General features: G+C 45.5%; 16 protein-coding genes and 1 riboswitch. Of the genes, 2 read left to right on the forward strand and 14 right to left on the reverse strand.

The annotated features are described in order from the left end of the window. Positions 1–59: 59 nt before the first annotated feature. The 11 genes from KUL49_RS15305 to hemC form a co-directional block, all read right to left on the reverse strand. Entirely contained in the window at positions 60–1,286 is a 1,227-nt protein-coding gene (locus KUL49_RS15305; protein ID WP_131137846.1) for a threonine/serine exporter ThrE family protein, read from the reverse strand. A gap of 229 nt (positions 1,287–1,515) precedes the next feature. Further along, positions 1,516–2,649, reverse strand: coding sequence for a 2-iminoacetate synthase ThiH (gene thiH / locus KUL49_RS15310; RefSeq protein WP_101563236.1), 1,134 nt, complete (start codon positions 2,647–2,649; stop codon positions 1,516–1,518). Further along, on the reverse strand, positions 2,646–3,416 hold the full coding sequence (locus tag KUL49_RS15315) for a thiazole synthase (RefSeq protein WP_131137847.1): 771 nt from the start codon (positions 3,414–3,416) through the stop codon (positions 2,646–2,648). Before KUL49_RS15315 ends, thiH begins: the two co-directional genes overlap by 4 nt. 1 nt (position 3,417) lies before the next feature. Continuing rightward, positions 3,418–3,627 carry a sulfur carrier protein ThiS gene (gene thiS, locus KUL49_RS15320; RefSeq protein WP_131137848.1) on the reverse strand — a complete coding sequence of 70 codons (210 nt, stop codon included), beginning with the start codon at positions 3,625–3,627 and terminating at the stop codon, positions 3,418–3,420. Continuing rightward, positions 3,624–4,418, reverse strand: a complete 795-nt coding sequence (locus KUL49_RS15325) for a HesA/MoeB/ThiF family protein (RefSeq protein ID WP_131137849.1) — start codon at positions 4,416–4,418, stop codon at positions 3,624–3,626. Before KUL49_RS15325 ends, thiS begins: the two co-directional genes overlap by 4 nt. Next, positions 4,411–6,012, reverse strand: coding sequence for a thiamine phosphate synthase (gene thiE, locus KUL49_RS15330; RefSeq protein WP_131137850.1), 1,602 nt, complete (start codon positions 6,010–6,012; stop codon positions 4,411–4,413). Before thiE ends, KUL49_RS15325 begins: the two co-directional genes overlap by 8 nt. Beyond that, on the reverse strand, positions 6,009–7,919 hold the full coding sequence (gene thiC / locus KUL49_RS15335; RefSeq protein ID WP_131137851.1) for a phosphomethylpyrimidine synthase ThiC: 1,911 nt from the start codon (positions 7,917–7,919) through the stop codon (positions 6,009–6,011). The genes thiE and thiC overlap by 4 nt, the downstream gene beginning before the upstream one ends. Positions 7,920–8,194: 275 nt before the next feature. Next, positions 8,195–8,306, reverse strand: a riboswitch (TPP riboswitch). Between the two features lie 111 nt (positions 8,307–8,417). After that, positions 8,418–9,593: a heme biosynthesis HemY N-terminal domain-containing protein gene (locus tag KUL49_RS15340; protein WP_131137852.1), complete on the reverse strand. Its 1,176-nt coding sequence runs from the start codon at positions 9,591–9,593 to the stop codon at positions 8,418–8,420. Then, positions 9,590–10,762: a uroporphyrinogen-III C-methyltransferase gene (locus KUL49_RS15345; RefSeq protein ID WP_131137853.1), complete on the reverse strand. Its 1,173-nt coding sequence runs from the start codon at positions 10,760–10,762 to the stop codon at positions 9,590–9,592. Before KUL49_RS15345 ends, KUL49_RS15340 begins: the two co-directional genes overlap by 4 nt. Next, the gene (locus KUL49_RS15350; RefSeq protein ID WP_131137854.1) at positions 10,763–11,494 is read right to left on the reverse strand and encodes a uroporphyrinogen-III synthase; all 732 of its coding nucleotides are present in this window, start codon (positions 11,492–11,494) and stop codon (positions 10,763–10,765) included. A gap of 63 nt (positions 11,495–11,557) precedes the next feature. Then, positions 11,558–12,496, reverse strand: a complete 939-nt coding sequence (gene hemC / locus KUL49_RS15355; RefSeq protein ID WP_014947801.1) for a hydroxymethylbilane synthase — start codon at positions 12,494–12,496, stop codon at positions 11,558–11,560. Between the two features lie 196 nt (positions 12,497–12,692). Between hemC and KUL49_RS15360 the strand changes: the two genes are divergently transcribed. Then, entirely contained in the window at positions 12,693–13,754 is a 1,062-nt protein-coding gene (locus tag KUL49_RS15360; RefSeq protein WP_014947802.1) for a GGDEF domain-containing protein, read from the forward strand. Positions 13,755–13,949: 195 nt separating this feature from the next. Here KUL49_RS15360 and KUL49_RS15365 read toward each other — a convergent pair whose 3' ends face one another. Beyond that, positions 13,950–14,621, reverse strand: coding sequence for an alpha/beta hydrolase (locus tag KUL49_RS15365; protein ID WP_131137855.1), 672 nt, complete (start codon positions 14,619–14,621; stop codon positions 13,950–13,952). A 207-nt stretch (positions 14,622–14,828) separates the two neighbouring features. On the opposite strand from KUL49_RS15365, the gene gmk reads away from it, so the two are divergent. Then, entirely contained in the window at positions 14,829–15,470 is a 642-nt protein-coding gene (gene gmk / locus KUL49_RS15370; protein WP_131137856.1) for a guanylate kinase, read from the forward strand. 103 nt (positions 15,471–15,573) lie between these two features. On the opposite strand, the gene KUL49_RS15375 is transcribed toward gmk, so the two are convergent. Further along, entirely contained in the window at positions 15,574–16,623 is a 1,050-nt protein-coding gene (locus KUL49_RS15375) for a TraB/GumN family protein (protein ID WP_242633851.1), read from the reverse strand. A gap of 403 nt (positions 16,624–17,026) precedes the next feature. After that, positions 17,027–19,213: a winged helix-turn-helix domain-containing protein gene (locus KUL49_RS15380; RefSeq protein ID WP_131137857.1), complete on the reverse strand. Its 2,187-nt coding sequence runs from the start codon at positions 19,211–19,213 to the stop codon at positions 17,027–17,029. Positions 19,214–19,443: the final 230 nt, after the last annotated feature.

The raw sequence follows: 19,443 nt of genomic DNA on the forward strand, positions 1-19,443 counted from the left end.
GCAGCCTAACTACAACAACAGTGTGTTAGCGAAAGCCCCAAAAGGTTGCAGTCATTACGTTATAGCGCCTTTTTAGTGGGCACCACCACGTTAGCAAAGATTAATCCCGCCACTAGCGACATAAAGATAAGAAATACTTCCTGCCCCAAATGGTCGGCCTTCACAAAGTCTTGGCCTGTCATAAACGAGTTCAAGCCAATATAGGTCTTAGACCCCGGCACCAGCACTATAAGTCCGTGCATAGCCACAATGGTCGCGGGCTGGTTAGCAATGCGGGTGAACGCATTCGCAAAAATGCCTAATGCAAATGCACCCACGAACGCGCCCAGCCCAGGGCTCATGTAATCAGAGCTCCATGCGGTAGCACTGTAGGCAATAAATGCTGCTGCCAATGCCCATGGAATGTGTTTAATACGCGTTCTGAATATTGCAACTAGGGCAATACACAGCAAGAATACCGCTAGCCAAGTAGCCCAGTAAGGCAGCGATTCTGCAGGGGTATACACGTTTTCACCAAATGCACTAAAGCCCACTGACACACCCAAAAAAGCACCGAAATACAGCTTAAACAGCTGCATGATGGCGTCCATAGTACGAGCCGTGCCCGACACCATGTTTCGCGATGAAAGTTCGGCAAGGCCCATTGTCAGCGCTAGTCCGGGTACAAATACAATGACCGATGAAAGCACAACCAGCGGAATGTTAATGCCAGGGTCAACGTATTGACCAATAGCACAGGCAAGAATGCCGCCAACGAACGCGGTGACAGGCTCTAGCATCAAGTTTACGCGTTTAGACTGCTGTGCCCATAAGGTCCAAAGATAAGCCACTATACCCAAGGCACCCGACCAGCCAATTTCACTCCAGCTTGCACCCATTAGCATAGCAAACGCGCCAGTGGCCATAGCAAAGGCAACGCCAGTAACCCATTTGCCATAAGGGCTGCCCATTGCATCTATTTCATTTAAGCGCTTGTCAGCTTCACTTAAAGTTAATTTGCCCGTCAGCAGTTCGCTGGCCAGTTCATCGGTAAGCGACAACGCGTTCATGTCTAGTTCGCCTGGAAGCAAACGCGCAGCGTGGTTATATTCGTCTTCGTGGCGGTCACTCCAGATAACAAAAGTCAGTGAAGTTGGCGTTGAAATAAATGAAGCGTGTACGCCTAAATACTTAGCGACTTCACCTAGGTAAGCTTCAAGTCGGAACGCAGGGGTACCGTACTTGTGCAGCATTTTGCCTAGCTTCACTATAAATCTACGAATTTGAATAAATTCAACGGTATCCAACGCACTGCCCTTTAGTTTTGATAAATCTAATATGAGATAAATGAGACAAAAAAGCCAGACGCATAGGTAAAGTGTCTGGCTAAAATTTGGGCGGATTGTACGGAGGGTTTTGCACGAAAGCAAAACAAATTTTCTCTTATTTTCCCTTACAAAAACTAATCGATTAATCCATTAAAAGTGCACTATTTTAGCGCGAGTTTTCAAATGAAAAATACAGGTATTCTTGCGCTTAAACACGTTCTGTAAACGGCATCCAGTCTTTCCATACGGGTTCCAGTCCTTTCATTGAAAGTGCGCTCACGACGTCTGATACAGATCGGTTGTCGTCAATATCGAATTGATTTAGTGCCTTCGATGGGGCGCTGTAACCGCCAGGCTGTGTTTGCGACGCTGCACTCATAGACGTTATGCCAAGCGGCATTACGCCATCCCGAAATACTGCCGACTCTCGGGTAGACAGCGAGAGTTCAGCTTGTGGGTTAAAAATGCGGTGGGCGCATATTAGCTGCAGCAGATCTCGCTCGTTAGGGAGTTTACTGTTGGTGAGGGCGTTGCCGCCAGTGCTGTTACCTTCACAGCTACGAAGGCGCGGAAAAGCAATAGATACACGGCTTTGCCAGTAGTGTTGCTGTATTAACTTGCCGTGAAGGGCGGTCATGGCGCTATCAACCCGCCAGTCGCCTAAACCCAGTAGTGCGCCAATGCCAATTTTATCAATGCCGGCTTTCCCTATGCGATCGCTGGCTTCTAAGCGCCATAGGAAGTCCTGTTTTTTACCTCGAGTGTGGTAATTAGCGTAATGCTGCGGTGAGTAGGTTTCTTGATACACTAACACCGCGTCTAAGCCCAGGTGCTTCAAGGTTTCATATTGCTCGCGCTTTAAAGGCTGTACCTCCATCATAAGGTAGCTCACCTTTTCGCGAATGGCGCTTAGTGTTTGCTCAAAATATTCCATCCCCACTTTGGTTTCATGTTCGCCAGTAACCAGTAACACCTGTGAAAAGCCTAAATCTTTGATGGCTTCAATTTCGGTTAACACTTCGCTTATAGACAGGGTTTTGCGCTTTATTTTATTGCTCATGGTAAAGCCGCAATAGGTACATTCGTTGGCACACAAGTTTGATAAATACAAAGGTACAAACAGCTGCATGGTATTGCCAAAGCGATGGCGAGTAATTGCTTTAGCGCGATAGGCCATGGCTTCTAAGTACTTAGCGCCAGCGGGAGAGATCAGCGCCATGAAGTCGTCTAAAGAAAGTGTATCTTTACCTAACGCTCGTTCTACGTCGCCCGCTGTTTTGCTGTTTATCGACATAGCCACATGCGACAAGTCTTGCTGCATTAATGCCTGCGCTACCTTCATACCGCCGGCTCCAAAAAGGCGGTAAGCGGGCTAGAGGCTTGGGCAAAACTGCTGGTAGCACCAAGTCCAGCTTCAAAGGCTTTTCGCCCCGTTTTTACGGCGCTTGCGAAAGCTGCTGCCATAGCAACTGGGTCCTTAGCCGTTGCGATGGCCGTATTTACCAGTACCGCGTCTACTCCCAGCTCCATGGCCGCCATAGCTTCGCTTGGCTTACCAATGCCTGCATCTACAATGACGGGTATCGACACTTGCTCAACAATAATTTGCAAAAAGGGTTTGGTTTGTAATCCCTGATTACTGCCAATAGGCGCGCCCAATGGCATAACGGCAGCGCAGCCTACCTCTTCTAAGCGTTTACATAAAACGGGGTCTGCTCCGCAGTAAGGCAAAACGTGAAACCCTTTTTTTACCAGTGCTTCTGCGGCAAGCAGGGTTTCGATGGGGTCGGGCAACAAGTAGCGTTGGTCTGGATGAATTTCCAGCTTCACCCAAGGGCTACCTAATGCTTCGTACGCAAGTTCAGCGGCGAATATGGCTTCTTTCGCGTTCTTCGCTCCCGACGTGTTCGGCAAAAGAGTAACGCCCAATGCTTTTAATGCCGAAAGCGTTTCATCTTGTGAACTATGGCTGGCGACACGCTTCATTGCCAAGGTCACCATGCTGCTCTTGGCTGCCTGTACCGCGTTTTTCATGGTGTCTGGGTTACTAAATTTGCCAGTGCCAGTTAACAGGCGGGAAGGGAAGGTGTGATTTGCGAGTGTTAGCATTTTAGCCTCCTGCCACTAGGGTAAATATATCCACGGTATCGTTGTTACTTAAATACGTCGTCGGCCATTCTTGCTTGCTGATAATGGCGGCATTTTTGGCAACGGCAGTGCCTTCGTCTTTCAATTGTTTAAGGGCAATTAATTCACTAAGTGATATAGGAGAAATCACGCTCATTGGTTGATTGTTCACGTTAATGTTAATTTGGGTCATTGGCATACCTCACAAGAAGAAGAGGGGGGAAGCTTGAAACTTTGAAGCGTACCTTGGCCTGCATGCGCGTTTACGTAATGGCCCCATTTAATATCGGCATCGAAGCCTCTTGCCAGAAATAACAAGGCTTGGGTAGCTTGGTGGCATGCTGCCATGCCTACTACTGGGCCTAGTACACCTTTGCTAACGCAATCTTCGCGTATGGCAACATTATTCACTAAACACTCGTAGCAACCGCAGGTGGCTGAGTTTTGGGGCAAATTCAGCGCTTGCCAGGTAAGCCCACTGGCTGCGGCAATAAAAAGTGGTATAGAGGCGCGAAACGACGCTAGGTTTATCTGTCTTCGTACCGTCACGTTGTCGGTGCAATCCAGCACGCAGGTGGCTGATGCAATTAACGTTGGTAAGTTGTTACTATCAGCAAATAAGCTTTTAAACTGTATGTTTAAATGCGAGTTCACTTTACGCAGTTCATTGTAAAGCGACTTGGCTTTTAGCTCTCCTAGGTGCATTTCGTTGTAGCTTATCTGGCGCTGCAAATTACTAATGTCGACGGTGTCACCATCTATAAGTGTAATGTTGCCCACGCCTGCGCCTGCTAAATAGCGGGCGGTTAAGCTGCCTAATCCACCTAAACCAACGATAACAGCGTGTGCACCCGCCAAATTAAGCTGTCCGTCGTGATCAATGCAATCGAGTAAAAGTTGTCTGCTGTAGCGACGTATATCCTGATGCGCTAACTGTTGGCCCAGTGAGTGACTAAGTGAATGAGTAGCTGAATGACTAAGCAAACCCAGCCTCCTGAACCAATGCTTTGTAGGCTTTTAGCGGGTGTGCTGCCTGAGTGATTGCACTTACCACAGCAATGCCGTTAACGCCGGTTTTAGCTACATCGCCTATACGCGATAAGTTAATACCACCAATAGCAACGGTGGGAATGCCATCGCAAAGCTGCACATACTTTTCTAAACGTGCTACACCTTGGGGCTTCGAAGGCATGTCTTTGGTATTGGTGGGGAAGATATGACCAAGGGCAATGTAAGACGGGTTTAAAGCCCGAACACGTTGAATTTCAGCGAAGCCGTGCGTTGATATTCCAAGCCGTAAACCCGCACTACGGATGACGTTTAGGTCTGCGGTGTCGATATCCTCTTGCCCCAAGTGCACACCGTAAGCCCCGAGTTCTATGGCCAGCTCCCAATAGTCATTAATGAATAATTGGCAGTCGGTGTGTTTCACCAATTCTATTGCCTCTTTTATTTGCTGACGAATGTCTTCTTGGGAGCCTTGTTTAACCCGTAGCTGCATTATTTTTACGCCCGTTGGCCAGAGGCGGGCTATCCATTGCACGCTATCCACTACAGGGTAGATGCCTAAATGAGTATGAGTAAGTGCAGGAAAGTGGGCTTCTTTACAAGACGAGGCTTTAAGAAGGGAATCCTTATCCCGCTCTTTTTCATTAGCAGTGGCGCCACGTTGGTGAAAGGTCACCAGCGGAAAGCTCTCTGGTTTTGCGGGAAAGCCGTTGGTTTGTGCAAAGTAGGTGGTTAATTCGTTACTTATGGCGTTTGCGTTAGCCGCTGCGCATTGCTTTGGTAGTGTATGGTTGCGAACTTCGCTGACGTAAGCATTAGCAAGCGTAAGTGCGTCTTCAATGCAGTAGTCGTGCACAATGAATGCCGCTAATGCGCTGGCTAACATACAGCCTGTGCCGCGAAGGTTGCCGTTAGCGTATTTCGGCTGGCTTAAACTAAGAGTGTGAGAGGCACAAACAAAAATATCGCTCACGTTTTTTTGCCAGTGGGCGTGACCGCCTTTCACGTACACGCTCTTTGCGCCTTTACCCCTTAGCCGATTGATTGCAGTTAGCAAGCTCGCTTCATCAACAACTGGCAAATGAGTGAGCCACGCAAGCTCATCGATATTTGGCGTAACGACATCTACCGTATTCAACAGTTCGTCAACTACGCTTTCGCTTAACTCACTCAGCACGCCACCTGACGAGGTAGTCAGTACAGGGTCCCATACAACGAAGGGGCGAGGGTTAGATGTTTTTTGAATACGAGCACACAACAACAGCGCTTGCTCATCATTAGCAATGGCGCCAATTTTAATAGCGCGTGGCGGGGTATCTTCAAACAGCACTTGCCACTGATGATTTAATGCCGACGCGCACATGCTTTCCTTACTAAGCATGATTGAGTTGGACTGCACAGTAAGCTGTGTAGTGAGCACACAAGCATGGATGTTCAGATCGGCCAATGTAATGGCGTCGCGGGTAACGCCCGCACCACCGCTACAGTCAACGCCTCCCACACACCACACTACAGGAAGTGCAGTGGTGAGGTTGTTGGATGCAGGGCTTATGGACGCTTTCGCCATCATGGCAGCTCTACCTTGCTATCTGCAGCGTGATAAAGTTCCGCGCCAGACTGATTGAATGCCTGGGCCATGTCTTTCATACCTTTTTCTTTCTCAAACTCTTGCTGCTCTGCTTGTTTAGCCACATCGCGCACTTCCTGAGAAATTTTCATGCTGCAAAATTTAGGGCCGCACATAGAGCAGAAATGCGCAACTTTGCCAGACGCCTGCGGCAAGGTTTCATCGTGATAAGCGCGCGCGGTATGTGGGTCGAGAGCTAAATTGAACTGGTCTTCCCATCTGAATTCAAAGCGAGCTTTCGACATGGCGTTGTCGCGAATTTGTGCACCAGGGTGGCCTTTTGCCAAGTCGGCAGCGTGGGCTGCAATTTTGTAGGTGATTAGCCCCTGTTTAACGTCTCCTTTGTTAGGTAGGCCCAAATGCTCTTTAGGTGTTACATAGCACAGCATTGCGCAGCCATACCAACCAATCATGGCGGCACCTATACCTGAAGTGAAGTGATCATAGCCAGGAGCGATATCGGTGGTGAGGGGGCCAAGGGTATAAAACGGTGCTTCGTGGCAGTGCTTAAGCTGCTCTTCCATGTTCGCTTTAATCATATGCATGGGTACATGCCCCGGGCCTTCAATCATTACCTGAACATCGTACTCCCATGCAATTTTCGTCAGCTCACCAAGGGTACGTAATTCAGAGAATTGCGCGTCGTCGTTAGCGTCAGCTACGCTACCAGGGCGCAGGCCATCACCTAGCGACAGCGCCACATCGTACTTAGCGCAAATTTCGCAAATATCGTGAAAGTGCTCATACAGAAAGCTTTGCTGGTGATGGCTTAAGCACCACTTTGCCATTATCGAACCGCCGCGCGATACAATGCCGGTTACCCGCTTTGCGGTAAGGTGTACGTACTCAAGCAGCACGCCAGCGTGAATGGTGAAGTAGTCTACGCCTTGTTCGGCTTGCTCAATTAGGGTGTCTTTAAACATCTCCCACGTTAAATCTTCGGCTACACCGTTTACTTTTTCTAGCGCTTGATAGATGGGGACGGTGCCAAGAGGAACAGGACTGTTTCGCAGCAGCCACTCTCGGGTTTCGTGAATATTTCTGCCGGTAGATAAATCCATGATGGTATCGGCGCCCCAGCGCGTTGACCACACCAGCTTTTCTACCTCTTCTTCAATAGACGAGGTGACTGCTGAATTACCAATGTTTGCGTTAATCTTTACTAGAAAGTTACGCCCTATAATCATTGGTTCCAACTCGGGGTGATTGATGTTGCATGGAATAATGGCGCGGCCTGCGGCCACTTCCTGGCGTACAAATTCAGGCGTGATGGTATCGGGTAAATTCGCACCAAAGTGTTCGCCTTTGTGCTGCTGCGTCAGTTCTGCATCTTTAATGGCTTGGCGACCCATATTCTCGCGAATGGCAATGTATTCCATTTCAGGGGTAATAATGCCCTGTCTTGCGTAGTGAAGCTGGGTAACGTTTTTGCCTGCTTTTGCTTTTAGTGGTTTGCGGCTGCGAATAAAGCGGAAATCTTCGGTAAATATGTCGTTTTCTCGCTCTTTTGCAAAGCTTGACGAAACGCCCTCTAATTCAAGGGTATCGCTACGCTCTTCAATCCACTTTTGGCGAAGCGGAGCTAGGCCTTTGTGCACATCTATGTTTTCTTGTGGGTCGCCGTAGGGGCCTGAAGTGTCGTACACAGGAATGGGCGGATTTGGTTCTAAAATAGGGTTGTCTTCTGTTCCACCCACTAAACTGTCGTGTTGGTGAATAAGGCGCATGGCCACACGAATATCGTCACGGCTGCCACACTCGTAGTGGCGTGTTGAATTTGGGTAAGCTTCGCCCGCAAGTTCATTAATGAATTGTTGTGCTTGTTGGCGCTGTTCGCGTCTGTTCGACATAGCATTTTACCTTGTAAAGTTAGGTTCTAAAAATGCTTGTCAGGAGTGAAGGAGAATACAAAGTGTAAGTGTAGAAGGGGATAACCCCGTTACTTTAGCGAGATTGTTGGTAAAGGTTCTGGTGATTACAGCCCTTTACACCGTTGATGTTGACTTGGGGATAAACTTGAACAGTTTACCTTGAGTGACGAGCAGCACCGGAATGGGTGTGTCTGTATCATCAACAGCAAAACAACTTCGCTTCACAACGCTAAACCACGGTTTAACATTTGTGCACATTGTATTTTCTTGTTCCCTTCGCAGGTATTAGCCTGATCAGGTTCTACGGATCCCACTTTCGCGGTCTCAGCTTACTGGGTTACCAGTGAAGCACTCCGACAAGTTGATTAAGTCAATTCGGGTTGTTGTTGAAACAACCCGAATTGAGAATTCCTTTTTACTATATCTTCAATTTTACGGGTAATACAAGTACTACCAGAAAGCTAAATGAATATTCATCTAGCTGGCTAGCTGCTGACCTTCCTTGTAAAGCTGAAGCGCAGTGGCTGTGTCGTGCTTGCGTTCGCTAATTGCAGATAGCAGTAATAAGTCCTCTTTGCGCGACTTCATTTTAGTGGCTTTAAGCAGCGCTTTTTCCGCCAACACATCATCGCCTGAGTTAAATGCAACTTGACCTAGCGTGGAGTATAGCGACACGTTTTCTTCGTCTTGCTTTATCCAGCTTTCAAGCAGTCGTAGTGATGGCGATGCATCAGGAATATTAAGCTGCGTGAACAGCGGAAACAGGGCGCTGTTCGGGCCACGTTTTTGCCATTCAACTAGCAAATTCTGTGCGTCGGCATGCATACCTTGGTCAAGCAACTGTTGAATGTACGCCGCGCGGTAAGCATCGTTGTGGCGAAGCTTACGAGGTAGGGTCTCCCAATACGATTTAAGCTCGACAGCGCCTTGTTTACTGGCAATTTCGGCAAACTTACCTTTGGCGATGCGCTGGCTCCACGCAGTGTAGTCTGCTTTGGGCAATGCTTTACGCCAGCCTGACAAATTCTCTTGAAGCACTTGCCATTTACCTAGCTTGGCAAGAATTTGCGCTTTTAACTGCACAACTTGCTTGTTTTCACGCTCTTGCTCGTCAAGTTCGTTAAGTTTCTCTAGTGCCGCATCGTATTTTTCTTCAGCCATATCAATACGCGCGTGCATGACCGTTGCGGCTACTTTCGCTTTTGGAAAGTCAGTTGCCTGAACAAGGAAATAACGGGCTTTGGCTAAATCGTTATTGGCAAAAGCAATTTGCGCTGACGCCAAATAGTTAACGCCTTCGAAATCGCCGTTGGTGGTTTTGCTTAGCGCCTTTTGAGCCGTATCAAAATCACCTGCAGCCATTGCGTGTAAGCCGTCGTAAAACGCACGCTTACGTTTACGCTCACCTAAGGTGCCAAACCATTTATGTGAACCTGTGATCAGGCTTAACGCCCACAATACAAGTCGAGATAGTACGTACCAGGCAATGACGGCACCTATCACTAAAATACAAAAGCTAATCACCGTCATTTCAACAGCGGTGTTACCCAGTGATATGAGTACGTAGCCCTTATCGCCTAACAACATCGGGCCAACAATTAGTGCAACAACGAATGCGGCTAATACCGCAAGGGCAATAGCTAACCATTTCATAGTGCACTTGCTCCTTGTCCGAACACCTGTTTAACGCGGCTATCCAATAGACGCTCTAGCGGTTTTTGTGACGCTAGCTCTGTAGGTATTGGGCGCGATACATCAGTAGCAATGAGGTTTTGTAGTGCATCTACAAAGCCCGTTACTTGGCTTTTTTCTGTGTCGAACTTTTCAATAATTAACGTTTGAGCGTATTGAAGCGACTGGCTGTAAAGCCCTGCATCGCCCTGAAGCGCGGCGGTTTGCGCGTGCATAAGCTGCAGACGAAGCTGCTCTTTTGCTAGGAACTGGGCTTCTAGTGAAAGCACCGGTTCAACCGGGCCTTCAATGGTTTTTACGGTAAGAAAATCGTTCACCAGTGAACGCCACACCTTTGCAAGGTTCTCTTGCCAGTCGTCAGTAGACTCCGATAAGGTCGTGTTTTCTGCATTAGCGTCTTGTGGTTTTTCAAAGGTATCAAGTGGTAGCTTATCTATTTGCGCTATCATGCCTGTAAGCGCAAGGGCTACGGAACTTTGTGATACAGGGTTAAGCTGTTGAAGTGCTTGAATGTCTTCAGCGAGTGTTGCACGAACAGGTAGTACCGACGGGTCGGCCAGCGATTTTAATCGCTTATCTGCATTAACCAACAGCAAAATTGCTGTGCGCACGTCATTCTCCAGCCAAAGCTTTCTGCCTGCCATGCGAACTAAGTAATCAGCTTCAGCAATGAGCCAGTCTGCCGGGCGGCGACCTTCCATATTATTTAGTTGTTCAAGGGTCGATTCAGCTTGCAGCGTCAGCTTTTCGTTTTGCGCTTTTAACTCGGCTACCGTGCTTTCTAACGTTTGGTTGGTGCGAGCTACTTTGTCGATAGAGGCAACAAGACCAGCGCGCTCACGCTCAATAGTGTTTAGCTGAGAGGTCGTCGTTTGAAGTGCAGATTTAGAGTCCTTGCTTGCCGACTGTTGCTGCATGTAATACCAGTAACCTGCGCCAGCCATACCAAGCACAATAAGGAAAAGGATGATTACAACAAACCACAGTAGACCATTTCCCGACGATTTCTTTTTAGCAGCACCCGACGATGTTGATTCACTGTGCGTGGCAGAAGATTCGATAACGTCTTTTTCAGCTTCCACTTTCACGAGTTCCTCTTTTTGTGGGCTACTTTCATTGTTGTTGGCCATTCAATACTCCCAGTTATCCTTTACCCAGGCGATGAGTGCCTGATCGGTGGCTCGCTGACAAACCGCTACCTCTTTAATGCCTTGGCTAGTGAGGGTTTTGGCAATTCGATCGCTCACTGTTAACCATTTAATAGATTTAAGTGCTTGGCCAAATTGCGCAATTAGTTGCAGTGCCATTGCTTCGCTTGTAGCGATAATGCCGCTAACTTCGCCCATTTTCCACCGTTTTGTGTAAATTGGGCTTGTAAGTTGCTCTCTCTTATAAACGCAAAAGCTATTCACTAAAATACCTTTTTCGTCTAATCCAGTGGCTATGGCGTCGCGCCCACCTTCACCCTTAATGATAACGACATGCTGACAGTTTGCCTCATTAAGTTGGTGCATTGCCAGTATACCTTCGGATGTATGGGCTTCGGGAATAGCAACCTGCGTCGATGAAAACGCCTGAAGTCCCGCTTGTAATTTTCGTGCAGTGGCATCGCCCACAGCTATGATCAATGGTAAGTCGTTAGCCGTTTCGCGTAAGCCTTCAATAACGGTGTCTACAGCATATACGCTGGTAACAACAATTGCGTTTACTGCATTTGACGCTAAAAATTCTGCAGCAGCTTTTCTTTCAGACGAAATATCAATGATGTTAGACGTGGCAACGCCTACCGCGTCAATTCCGGCTTTTTCAAAGGCAGAAGCGCTTGCTTTTAACTTTGGCAGTGGGCGTGTAAACAGCAACATACTATCGAATTTTCATCCTTTTATTTTACTGCGTAAACCTGCACGCATTCGACAAACTATAACTTAGTTATAAAGCGCCTTTAAGATTTCACCGGCACCTTGCTCAAGAAGGGATTCCGCAACTTCAACACCAATATCTGCGGCTTTTTCTCGCGACGCTGTAGCAGAAGCAAAGAGCAGTTCTGAACCATCTGGCTTACCAACCATACCGGTTAGTGTCAGCACATCGCCATCAAGCGTGGCAAAGCTACCAATAGGTACTTGGCAGCCGCCTTCCAATCTCTCGTTCATGGCGCGTTCCGCAGTAACGCGTGTATTAGTGTCTGTATGGTTCAGCGCCTGTAGCAACTTAATTAGCTCTTCATCGTCGTTACGGCACTCAATACCTACGGCGCCTTGTCCAACGGCGGGTAGTGAAATATCAGCAGGTAACGGCATGCGAATACGAGATTCCATTTCAAGGCGAATAAGGCCAGCAGAAGCTAAGATAATAGCGTCGTACTCACCTGCGTCTAGCTTGGCTAGACGAGTATTCACGTTTCCGCGCAGGTCCTTGATGATAAGGTCAGGGCGATACTTGCGAATTTGGCACTGTCTGCGAAGGCTAGACGTACCTACTACTGCGCCTTGGGGTAGGGCATCTAAACTGTCGTGGTTATTTGAAACAAAGGCGTCGAACGGGTTTTCTCGCTCACAAATAGCGTGAAGGCCAAAACCTTCAGGAAATTCGACCGGTACGTCTTTCATAGAGTGCACGGCTATATCGGCACGGCCTTCAAGCATGGCAATTTCAAGCTCTTTTATGAAAAGTCCTTTACCACCAATTTTCGCCAGAGGTGTATCTAAAATTTTGTCGCCCTGCGTACTCATAGGCACAAGCTCAACGGTCATTGACGGATAATGCTCCAACAATTTTGCCTTCACATACTCTGCTTGCCAAAGCGCTAAAGCACTTTTTCTAGTAGCAATTCGAACGGTGCGGGTAGTGTTGAGGTGACTCATGGCTATTCCAAACTATATAAAAAGAAACTAAAACGATGTATCACAAAACGTCATACGATATACCCCGTAGTATACGCATTTTCTGTATTAATGTTTGAAATTAGGCGCAGTTTTCTCCTTGGTTATTATTAGACATTCAGTCTATGCTGAAAGGAATAATGGTCAATTAGTTTTAAATGCGGAGATAAGTCTTTTTATGGACAGTTCGTCGTTGCGTCAATTACTTAGAAGTGCTCAGCAAGATGAAGCGGAAGCAAAACGAAGGCGCTTAACGCTATATTTCATATCTTATGTTGGTGGCACCATTATGGCGTTTATGGCGTGGATCAACATGGGCACAAACAACCCATTGCTCGTTGGAACGCTGGCGGGGTCAGCTGCTTTTGTGTACGCCAATGTGGCGTTATCCCATATGTTCCCTCGCGTTGATGTCTTCTATTATCTAGCAGGCTTAGTGGTAGCATTTACCATAAACGGCTTGGTTTATACCGGCGGGCTCAATAACACTGGGCTTTATTTTATTTTTCCCCTGCTTTTTATTCAGATAGTTGTTGTGCGTTTCAAGCCCGCCATGGTTTACGTAGCAGTGACCATGGGTATCGCTATTTTTATGCTCTACAATCAAGAAAAAATAGTGGCTGAGTACCCAGCAGAACATGTTTCCCGCTTCCTAATCGCTACGTTCTGTTTCATTTGCGTCGCTTTTATAGGTGAAAATTTCTGGCATCAAAGCAGAAAAGAAATGCTGCGTGAAAATCTAGAGCGCATGCGTCAGGCTAATACCGATCCGCTTACAAAACTTCCTAACCGGCGATTCCTTGAAGCTGTTTTTTTTGAACGCGCAATGCAAGATCCCGGTGCTCATTTCCCTTTAAGTGCGGTGGTGGTAGATATTGACCATTTCAAAACAATCAACGATACCTATGGCCACGATATTGGTGACGAAGTGCTTATACACATCACTCGCCTAATGAAAGAAGCAGTAAGAACTACTGACGTGGTGGCAAGAACCGGTGGTGAAGAGTTTTTGGTTCTATTCCCTCATGCAACGTTGAGCCAAGCGGTAAAATTAGCGGAAAAAATGAGGAAGGTGATTGAAGCTAATCCGTTTGTAGAGGGTGATGTTAATCACTCGATAACCGCAAGCTTTGGTGTAGCCACTGCGCTTACTGATACAAACTTGCACGCTTGTTTGAAGCAGGCCGATGACAACCTTTACAAAGCTAAAAATGCGGGGCGCAACAGAGTCGTCGAATAGTTATTGGAATAAACGCGAAATAAAGAAGAGACGGAAGGCGCAACTTTGCAATCGATAGACGTGTAGCCACTTACGCTAAGAATAAAGCTGGCTTTTGTTGCTTCACCAGCTTTCTCTTTTGTTCAAATACTAGGGCCTTTTGATCTTTATTATATGAACGTAATTTGCAGCAAGAACCAACAGGCTCTTAAGGCATTACCCTAGAACTTTTTGAAGCCACGCACTAATGTCGTTAAGCTCTTGCATACAAACATTGTGCTGCATTGTGTAAGTCTGCCACGTGGCATTAAAGCCACTTCCGCTCAGCGTTTTAAACGCAGCATTGCCCATAAATACCGGCACCACTTCGTCTTGCTCGCCATGCGCCATCATAATTGGCGTTTCGCGGTTTGTGTCTTTTGCTTCGCTTCCAAGAAGTGATGGCTCGCACATGTAGGTAGATAGAGCGATAACACCTGCAAATTTATTGGCATATCTAGGTGCTAAGTGCAGAGCAATAACACCGCCCTGAGAAAATCCTGCAAGTACAATACGTTCACTAGGAATGCCACTTTCAATTTGTGCTTCGATAAGCGCTTCTACCTGAGCAGCCGACTCTTTTACACCTTCTAAGTCCGCACGGCTTTCAAAATCTAACGATTTGATATCGTACCAAGCGCGCATTCTCATGCCGCCATTGATAGTCACAGGGCGTTCTGGAGCGTGAGGAAAGAGAAATTTAACCGCCATTGATTCGGGCAGTTTTAGCTCGGGCACAATAGGCGCAAAACCATGGCCTGAATCGCCAAGACCGTGAAGCCAGATAACGCAGGCATCAGGCGTAGTGGATGGGTTTATCTCTACGCACGGCAGAAGTTGCTGAGTCATGCTTTATTTCCTAGTTTTGGGGTCAGAGTACATTTAGGGCCAGAAAAAGTACTCTGACCCCATTAATTTTTGCTGTGGCAACCCATCGGCATAAGCTTGATAGAATGAACCAAGTTTTCACTATGCAATGAAAGGTACGGCACAACCGCTTAATATGCTATCATTGCCACTTGAAATCACCACATTTTGAAAGAATTTTAATACCCTATGGCTTCACTACTCGGCAACTTATTCATTCTTGCAGCTCCTTCTGGAGCAGGAAAATCAAGCCTTATAAAGGCGCTAATGGAAAAGTATGAAAGCAATACAGCTACGCCAATGCAGGTGTCTGTATCTCATACAACACGTCAACCTCGTCCGGGTGAAGTCGACGGCGTGCACTACCATTTTGTGAGCCGAGAGCAGTTTGAAGCGCTGATTGAACAGGGTGTGTTTTTTGAATACGCAGAAGTATTTGGCAATTATTACGGCACATCCCGCGTGACGATTGAACAAACTTTGCACCGTGGCATTGACGTATTTTTAGATATCGATTGGCAAGGCGCGCGCCAAGTTAAAAAGCTTATGCCAGACACATGCGGTATTTTCATTCTTCCGCCTTCACTCGACGTGCTAGAGCAGCGTTTAAATAATCGCGGTCAAGATAGTGAAGAAGTCATTGCAGGGCGTATGGCGCAAGCCGTAGCTGAAATGTCTCATTTCAATGAATTCGATAGCGTAATTATCAACGACGACTTTGCGACTGCGTTAAACGATTTGGAAGCCATCGTGATAGCACAGCGACTTCGCACGGGAAAACAACAAATGCGCCATCAAGTGCTATTGGATGAACTGCTCGGTAGCGCTTGAAGTTAGACATGACTCAAAAGCTTAGTTGTGTCAAATTAGCAAATACGAACTTGGGTATATTTGAATAAATTTTAACAGATCATGGATAGCTACTTTACTCTCTTTAGCTGATTCGAGTGAAAGTAATTGCCACACTGAATGAGGTGTCTTTAATGGAGACTATGCGCGGTGAGCAGCCATACTCGCTGCTCGCTAGCAAAATTAAAGGCCAAGCCAAATTGTTGTAATGGCTTGGCGTCAGATAAAGTGGCATTGTTGTGGCACTATAGTTGTTGAATCTTGTATCCTTTTTTTCTAGTAACTTCAGGACATTACCATCGCCCACAAGGTGACCAGCACCAACTAGTACAAATTCTTGATCTTCGTCGCCGAACATGGCCTCAATTTGAGGTACCCAGTTTACGTTTCGCTGTGTGAATACTTCGTCAAAAGACGCTGGTGACTCACGTTTAAACTTCTCAATAACATATTCGTTTATTTGTTCAGTATCGCCAGTTCGCCACGCCTCTATGGTTTGTGTAAGTAACTTCTTAAGTTCGGGGAGCGTAGTTAGCGTTTCTGCAATAAAGCGATCTTCTTCGCCTTCACCCATGTTTGCCATCATTTGGATTTGAAAGTCTAATGTCTCTAAGTACTCTCTTGATTTATCGTCGCGCTTTGCTAGCTGGGTAAAATAGGCATCAACACCATCGCCCGCTAGTTGATTGCGTTGAGCTTCCATAGTAACGAGCATTGATGCGACCATTCCAGGTTTAAAACTCGCCAATTGATCTGCGGTGGCGCCAAATGCGCTTACATAAGTATTGAGGGCGCTATAGGTTTCTTCGGAAAGTTCATCCTTAAGAGATTGCCCGTTTTTATAGGCAACTGCGGCCATGATTTTCTGTTGCGTAGCTAAATCAGCCGGGTCTGGCAGTTCTACCTCGAATACTAACGTATCGCTTTTCTCATAGGTCGTACTGAAAGCTTTGGGTAGAGGGAATTCTGATATTGGCAAAATGTGTATTGTGCCACCGACATATACCACATCTTTTCCATTTGAAACTTCCCATATAGACGTTGTTGCATTGCTAGTGTCGCTTGCTAATACGCTGGCAGATGAAAAAGTCAGGCTGAGTGCGAGTGCTATATTCTTTAATGATAGTTTTTTCATAATGTTAATCCTTGTAAGTTCAAGTGTGAATGAGTAAGTGGCTCAAACGGGGTTTCTTACTGCTGCCCGATAGCACTTCCAAAGTTAAACTGAAAATTTATTAAATTCTCTTATGAAAAACTTACATATTTATCCTTAAGTGAAATATGCTTTCTTGAGGGTTTATCTATTTGTAATTTAAAGTTTTTTTAAAATCTTATGAAATTATTATGAGTCAAGAAGAGGTAGTATAGTGTTGGTATAGAGGGGTTAATCCATGCGGTGAATTAAAAAGTAGTAGGTTTCGTAGACCAGTATGAAAAGGAGAATTTTAATATTAGTCATCGTGTAAATTAAAAACTCGATAACTCTACTTATCCTAAACGTGAAATGGGTAATGTAGCTACAATCAGAGGGAAAAGTATCAATCAAGGGTACTTTTTTTCTCGATATTGAGCTTTAGCAACATGTTATTCTTCCGTTCTATCAACGTGAGGAATAAATTCGGCTTCGTTTTATCATCATTTGCTATTAAACGCCATATTTCCTTTTCGTGTGTGTGAGCAATTTTTTTCACTTCCCTGTTCTGCTCATCCAGAGCTACTTGGTATACCGTTTTAGCGTCATCAGTGTAATAAACAAATTGCTCATCAACTGTCCAACGAAGCTTAGCTGCCGCAGATAGTTCTACAACAATATCTATTTCTCCAGTCTTAAGGTTTTGCTTTACGAGATTATGGTCGTAATTCAAGTAAACCAAAGTATTGTCATTAACGATTCTTGCGGCACCGAGAACGTCTTTTGCTATCAAAGTATAGCTTTTTGAATCAAGGTCATATAACCAAGCATTTGATTTGTCATTAACTTCATATGTGACGAGAAGTTTGTTGTTGAACGGCCAAGACAAATCGCTGAGCAGGCCTGGTGGACTAATTTCCTCTTCCAGCTCAAGTGACTCGGTATTGTAAATGTAAATTGAGTCTTTATTCGCCAAAGCAAATTTAACGTCATCTGCAGAAACGGCCATATAGCTGATTTTTTTATCTGGCATCGAATCTAATAGCACTTGCCTAGCTCCGCTTTCCTCCTTCCATAGCGTCTGTTTGCCCCAGCCAACTAAATAAAACGTAGCCTCTTTGTTATGTAGTGATGATGCTGTTATTTCTAAACGGTTGGTACTTGAAAAGTCTCTTAATTGGTGTTTGCTAGTACTCAAACTATAAAGATTTGAGTCGGCATAATCGGTTGCTACAATCATGGTGGTTTCATCTACTAGGTCTATACCAATTTTTCCACCCTCTATCGATTCTGTCTTTATTGTTTGGTAAGACAATTCCAACGAGTTTATTGATAATGACGCGATTGATGAATTATCACGATGAACCCAGAAAAGCCGAGAGTCATCTTCTGACCAGCTTATTGCATCAAGTATATAATCTAGTGAGACCACTTCCTGAGGGCTGCTTCCATCCTTGTTTGCGATAAGTATTTTCACTCCTTTGGCTCGTTTACGTATGATTGCTACTTTTTGGCCAGAATGCGAAACCTTAACAAAATAGTCTCCAAACTCTGACACCTGAGGCGAAGATATTTGGAACTCAGAGTTTTTTTTCAAATCTCTATGTACGATCGATGATAGGTGGGGAATATTACGATAGTTGAATTTAGTGTATATCAGGGTATTGCCATCATCAGCCGTATCAGCGTGAAGTAAATTAATACCATAACAGTCGAACAATTTTTCATGCTTACTGTTTAAACCGTTTTCTGTTAAATCGACTTTCCATACTTGGCAGGGGTGTTCCGCTTTTATATCTATTATTTGATAAAAAAGGCTATCGTTTTCTGACCAAGCAATTGGATATATTTGTGCGCCTCCTTCAGAAAGAACCATATCTTCGAGTGTTTCAGTATTCTTAATGAATAAATTAAATGAAGTTTCGTCAGAACCCGAGAACGAGAAGGCAAGAAAGCGTCTGCTTTTGGACATTAAAGGTGCCACTGAAACACCTTTTTTCCATGATAGAAGCGTTTCTTTAACTATAACAGAGCTCTGTTCGGGCGTTTTAAGCCCACTGCTTGAAAAAAAGTAATACGCTACTGCGAGGGCGGATGTGAGGATCAGAAGGAAGGCGGGGAAGAGCCTTAACTTTTTTGATATCACAGAATTAGCATTTTTATCTATGTCGATACTTTCTTTTGCTTTGGTAATGACCAGAGGAGTTTGCGTTTCTTTTGGCTTTGATGCATCTATATACACAATTTCTGGTTCGACAGTGAGGCTGTAGCCAACGCGATAATGGGTTTTAATGATTTGCGCACGTTGGTTTTCTGATTTCAGCGCTTTTCTTAGCTCTGACATCGCTCGGTTTATCGCGTTGTCGTCTACATAGTTTTGCTTCCACACTTCGTCAGCAAGTTCTTGCCTTGAGATAACTCGGTCGTTGTTTAGAGTAAGATATAAGAGAATATTAAAAAGAAGGGGCTCTAGCTCTCTAGAGATATCACCGTCATTAAGAGTTTGGTATTTAAGTGATAGATGCCAGTTGCCCAAGATAACATGCTTAATTTTCTTAGAAAAATTGATTCCGTTATCTACTCCGTGCTCCATTTTAACCCACAACTCCCTCTGCTACACAATTGCAATACTAGGCTAAGCTCTTGAGTTATATTACCACCCAAGCTCATGAGGAAACTAAGTACCTTGATATGTAATCGATATTAAGGTGTTATGCTCCGCTTACTCAAGATAGTAAGTTAAGCGATCGCCGTTTAAAACATGTTTTGCAAGATTTAATATTACTTTTAATTACATCGCTGCGACCATTGTCCAATGAGTCA

It is taken from the genome of Alteromonas sp. KUL17 (assembly GCF_006538305.1).
In the GTDB taxonomy this organism is placed as follows: Bacteria; Pseudomonadota; Gammaproteobacteria; order Enterobacterales; family Alteromonadaceae; genus Alteromonas; species Alteromonas macleodii.

What these genes read in the sequence shown, in the direction of transcription:
- thiH (WP_101563236.1), bottom strand. Translation starts at nt 2,649, where the DNA reads ATGAAGGTAGCGCAGGCATTAATGCAGCAAGACTTGTCGCATGTGGCT.
- KUL49_RS15315 (WP_131137847.1), bottom strand. Translation starts at nt 3,416, where the DNA reads ATGCTAACACTCGCAAATCACACCTTCCCTTCCCGCCTGTTAACTGGC.
- thiS (WP_131137848.1), bottom strand. Translation starts at nt 3,627, where the DNA reads ATGACCCAAATTAACATTAACGTGAACAATCAACCAATGAGCGTGATT.
- thiE (WP_131137850.1), bottom strand. Translation starts at nt 6,012, where the DNA reads ATGATGGCGAAAGCGTCCATAAGCCCTGCATCCAACAACCTCACCACT.
- thiC (WP_131137851.1), bottom strand. Translation starts at nt 7,919, where the DNA reads ATGTCGAACAGACGCGAACAGCGCCAACAAGCACAACAATTCATTAAT.
- KUL49_RS15340 (WP_131137852.1), bottom strand. Translation starts at nt 9,593, where the DNA reads ATGAAATGGTTAGCTATTGCCCTTGCGGTATTAGCCGCATTCGTTGTT.
- KUL49_RS15345 (WP_131137853.1), bottom strand. Translation starts at nt 10,762, where the DNA reads ATGGCCAACAACAATGAAAGTAGCCCACAAAAAGAGGAACTCGTGAAA.
- KUL49_RS15350 (WP_131137854.1), bottom strand. Translation starts at nt 11,494, where the DNA reads ATGTTGCTGTTTACACGCCCACTGCCAAAGTTAAAAGCAAGCGCTTCT.
- hemC (WP_014947801.1), bottom strand. Translation starts at nt 12,496, where the DNA reads ATGAGTCACCTCAACACTACCCGCACCGTTCGAATTGCTACTAGAAAA.
- KUL49_RS15360 (WP_014947802.1), top strand. Translation starts at nt 12,693, where the DNA reads ATGGACAGTTCGTCGTTGCGTCAATTACTTAGAAGTGCTCAGCAAGAT.
- KUL49_RS15365 (WP_131137855.1), bottom strand. Translation starts at nt 14,621, where the DNA reads ATGACTCAGCAACTTCTGCCGTGCGTAGAGATAAACCCATCCACTACG.
- gmk (WP_131137856.1), top strand. Translation starts at nt 14,829, where the DNA reads ATGGCTTCACTACTCGGCAACTTATTCATTCTTGCAGCTCCTTCTGGA.
- KUL49_RS15375 (WP_242633851.1), bottom strand. Translation starts at nt 16,623, where the DNA reads ATGAAAAAACTATCATTAAAGAATATAGCACTCGCACTCAGCCTGACT.
- KUL49_RS15380 (WP_131137857.1), bottom strand. Translation starts at nt 19,213, where the DNA reads ATGGAGCACGGAGTAGATAACGGAATCAATTTTTCTAAGAAAATTAAG.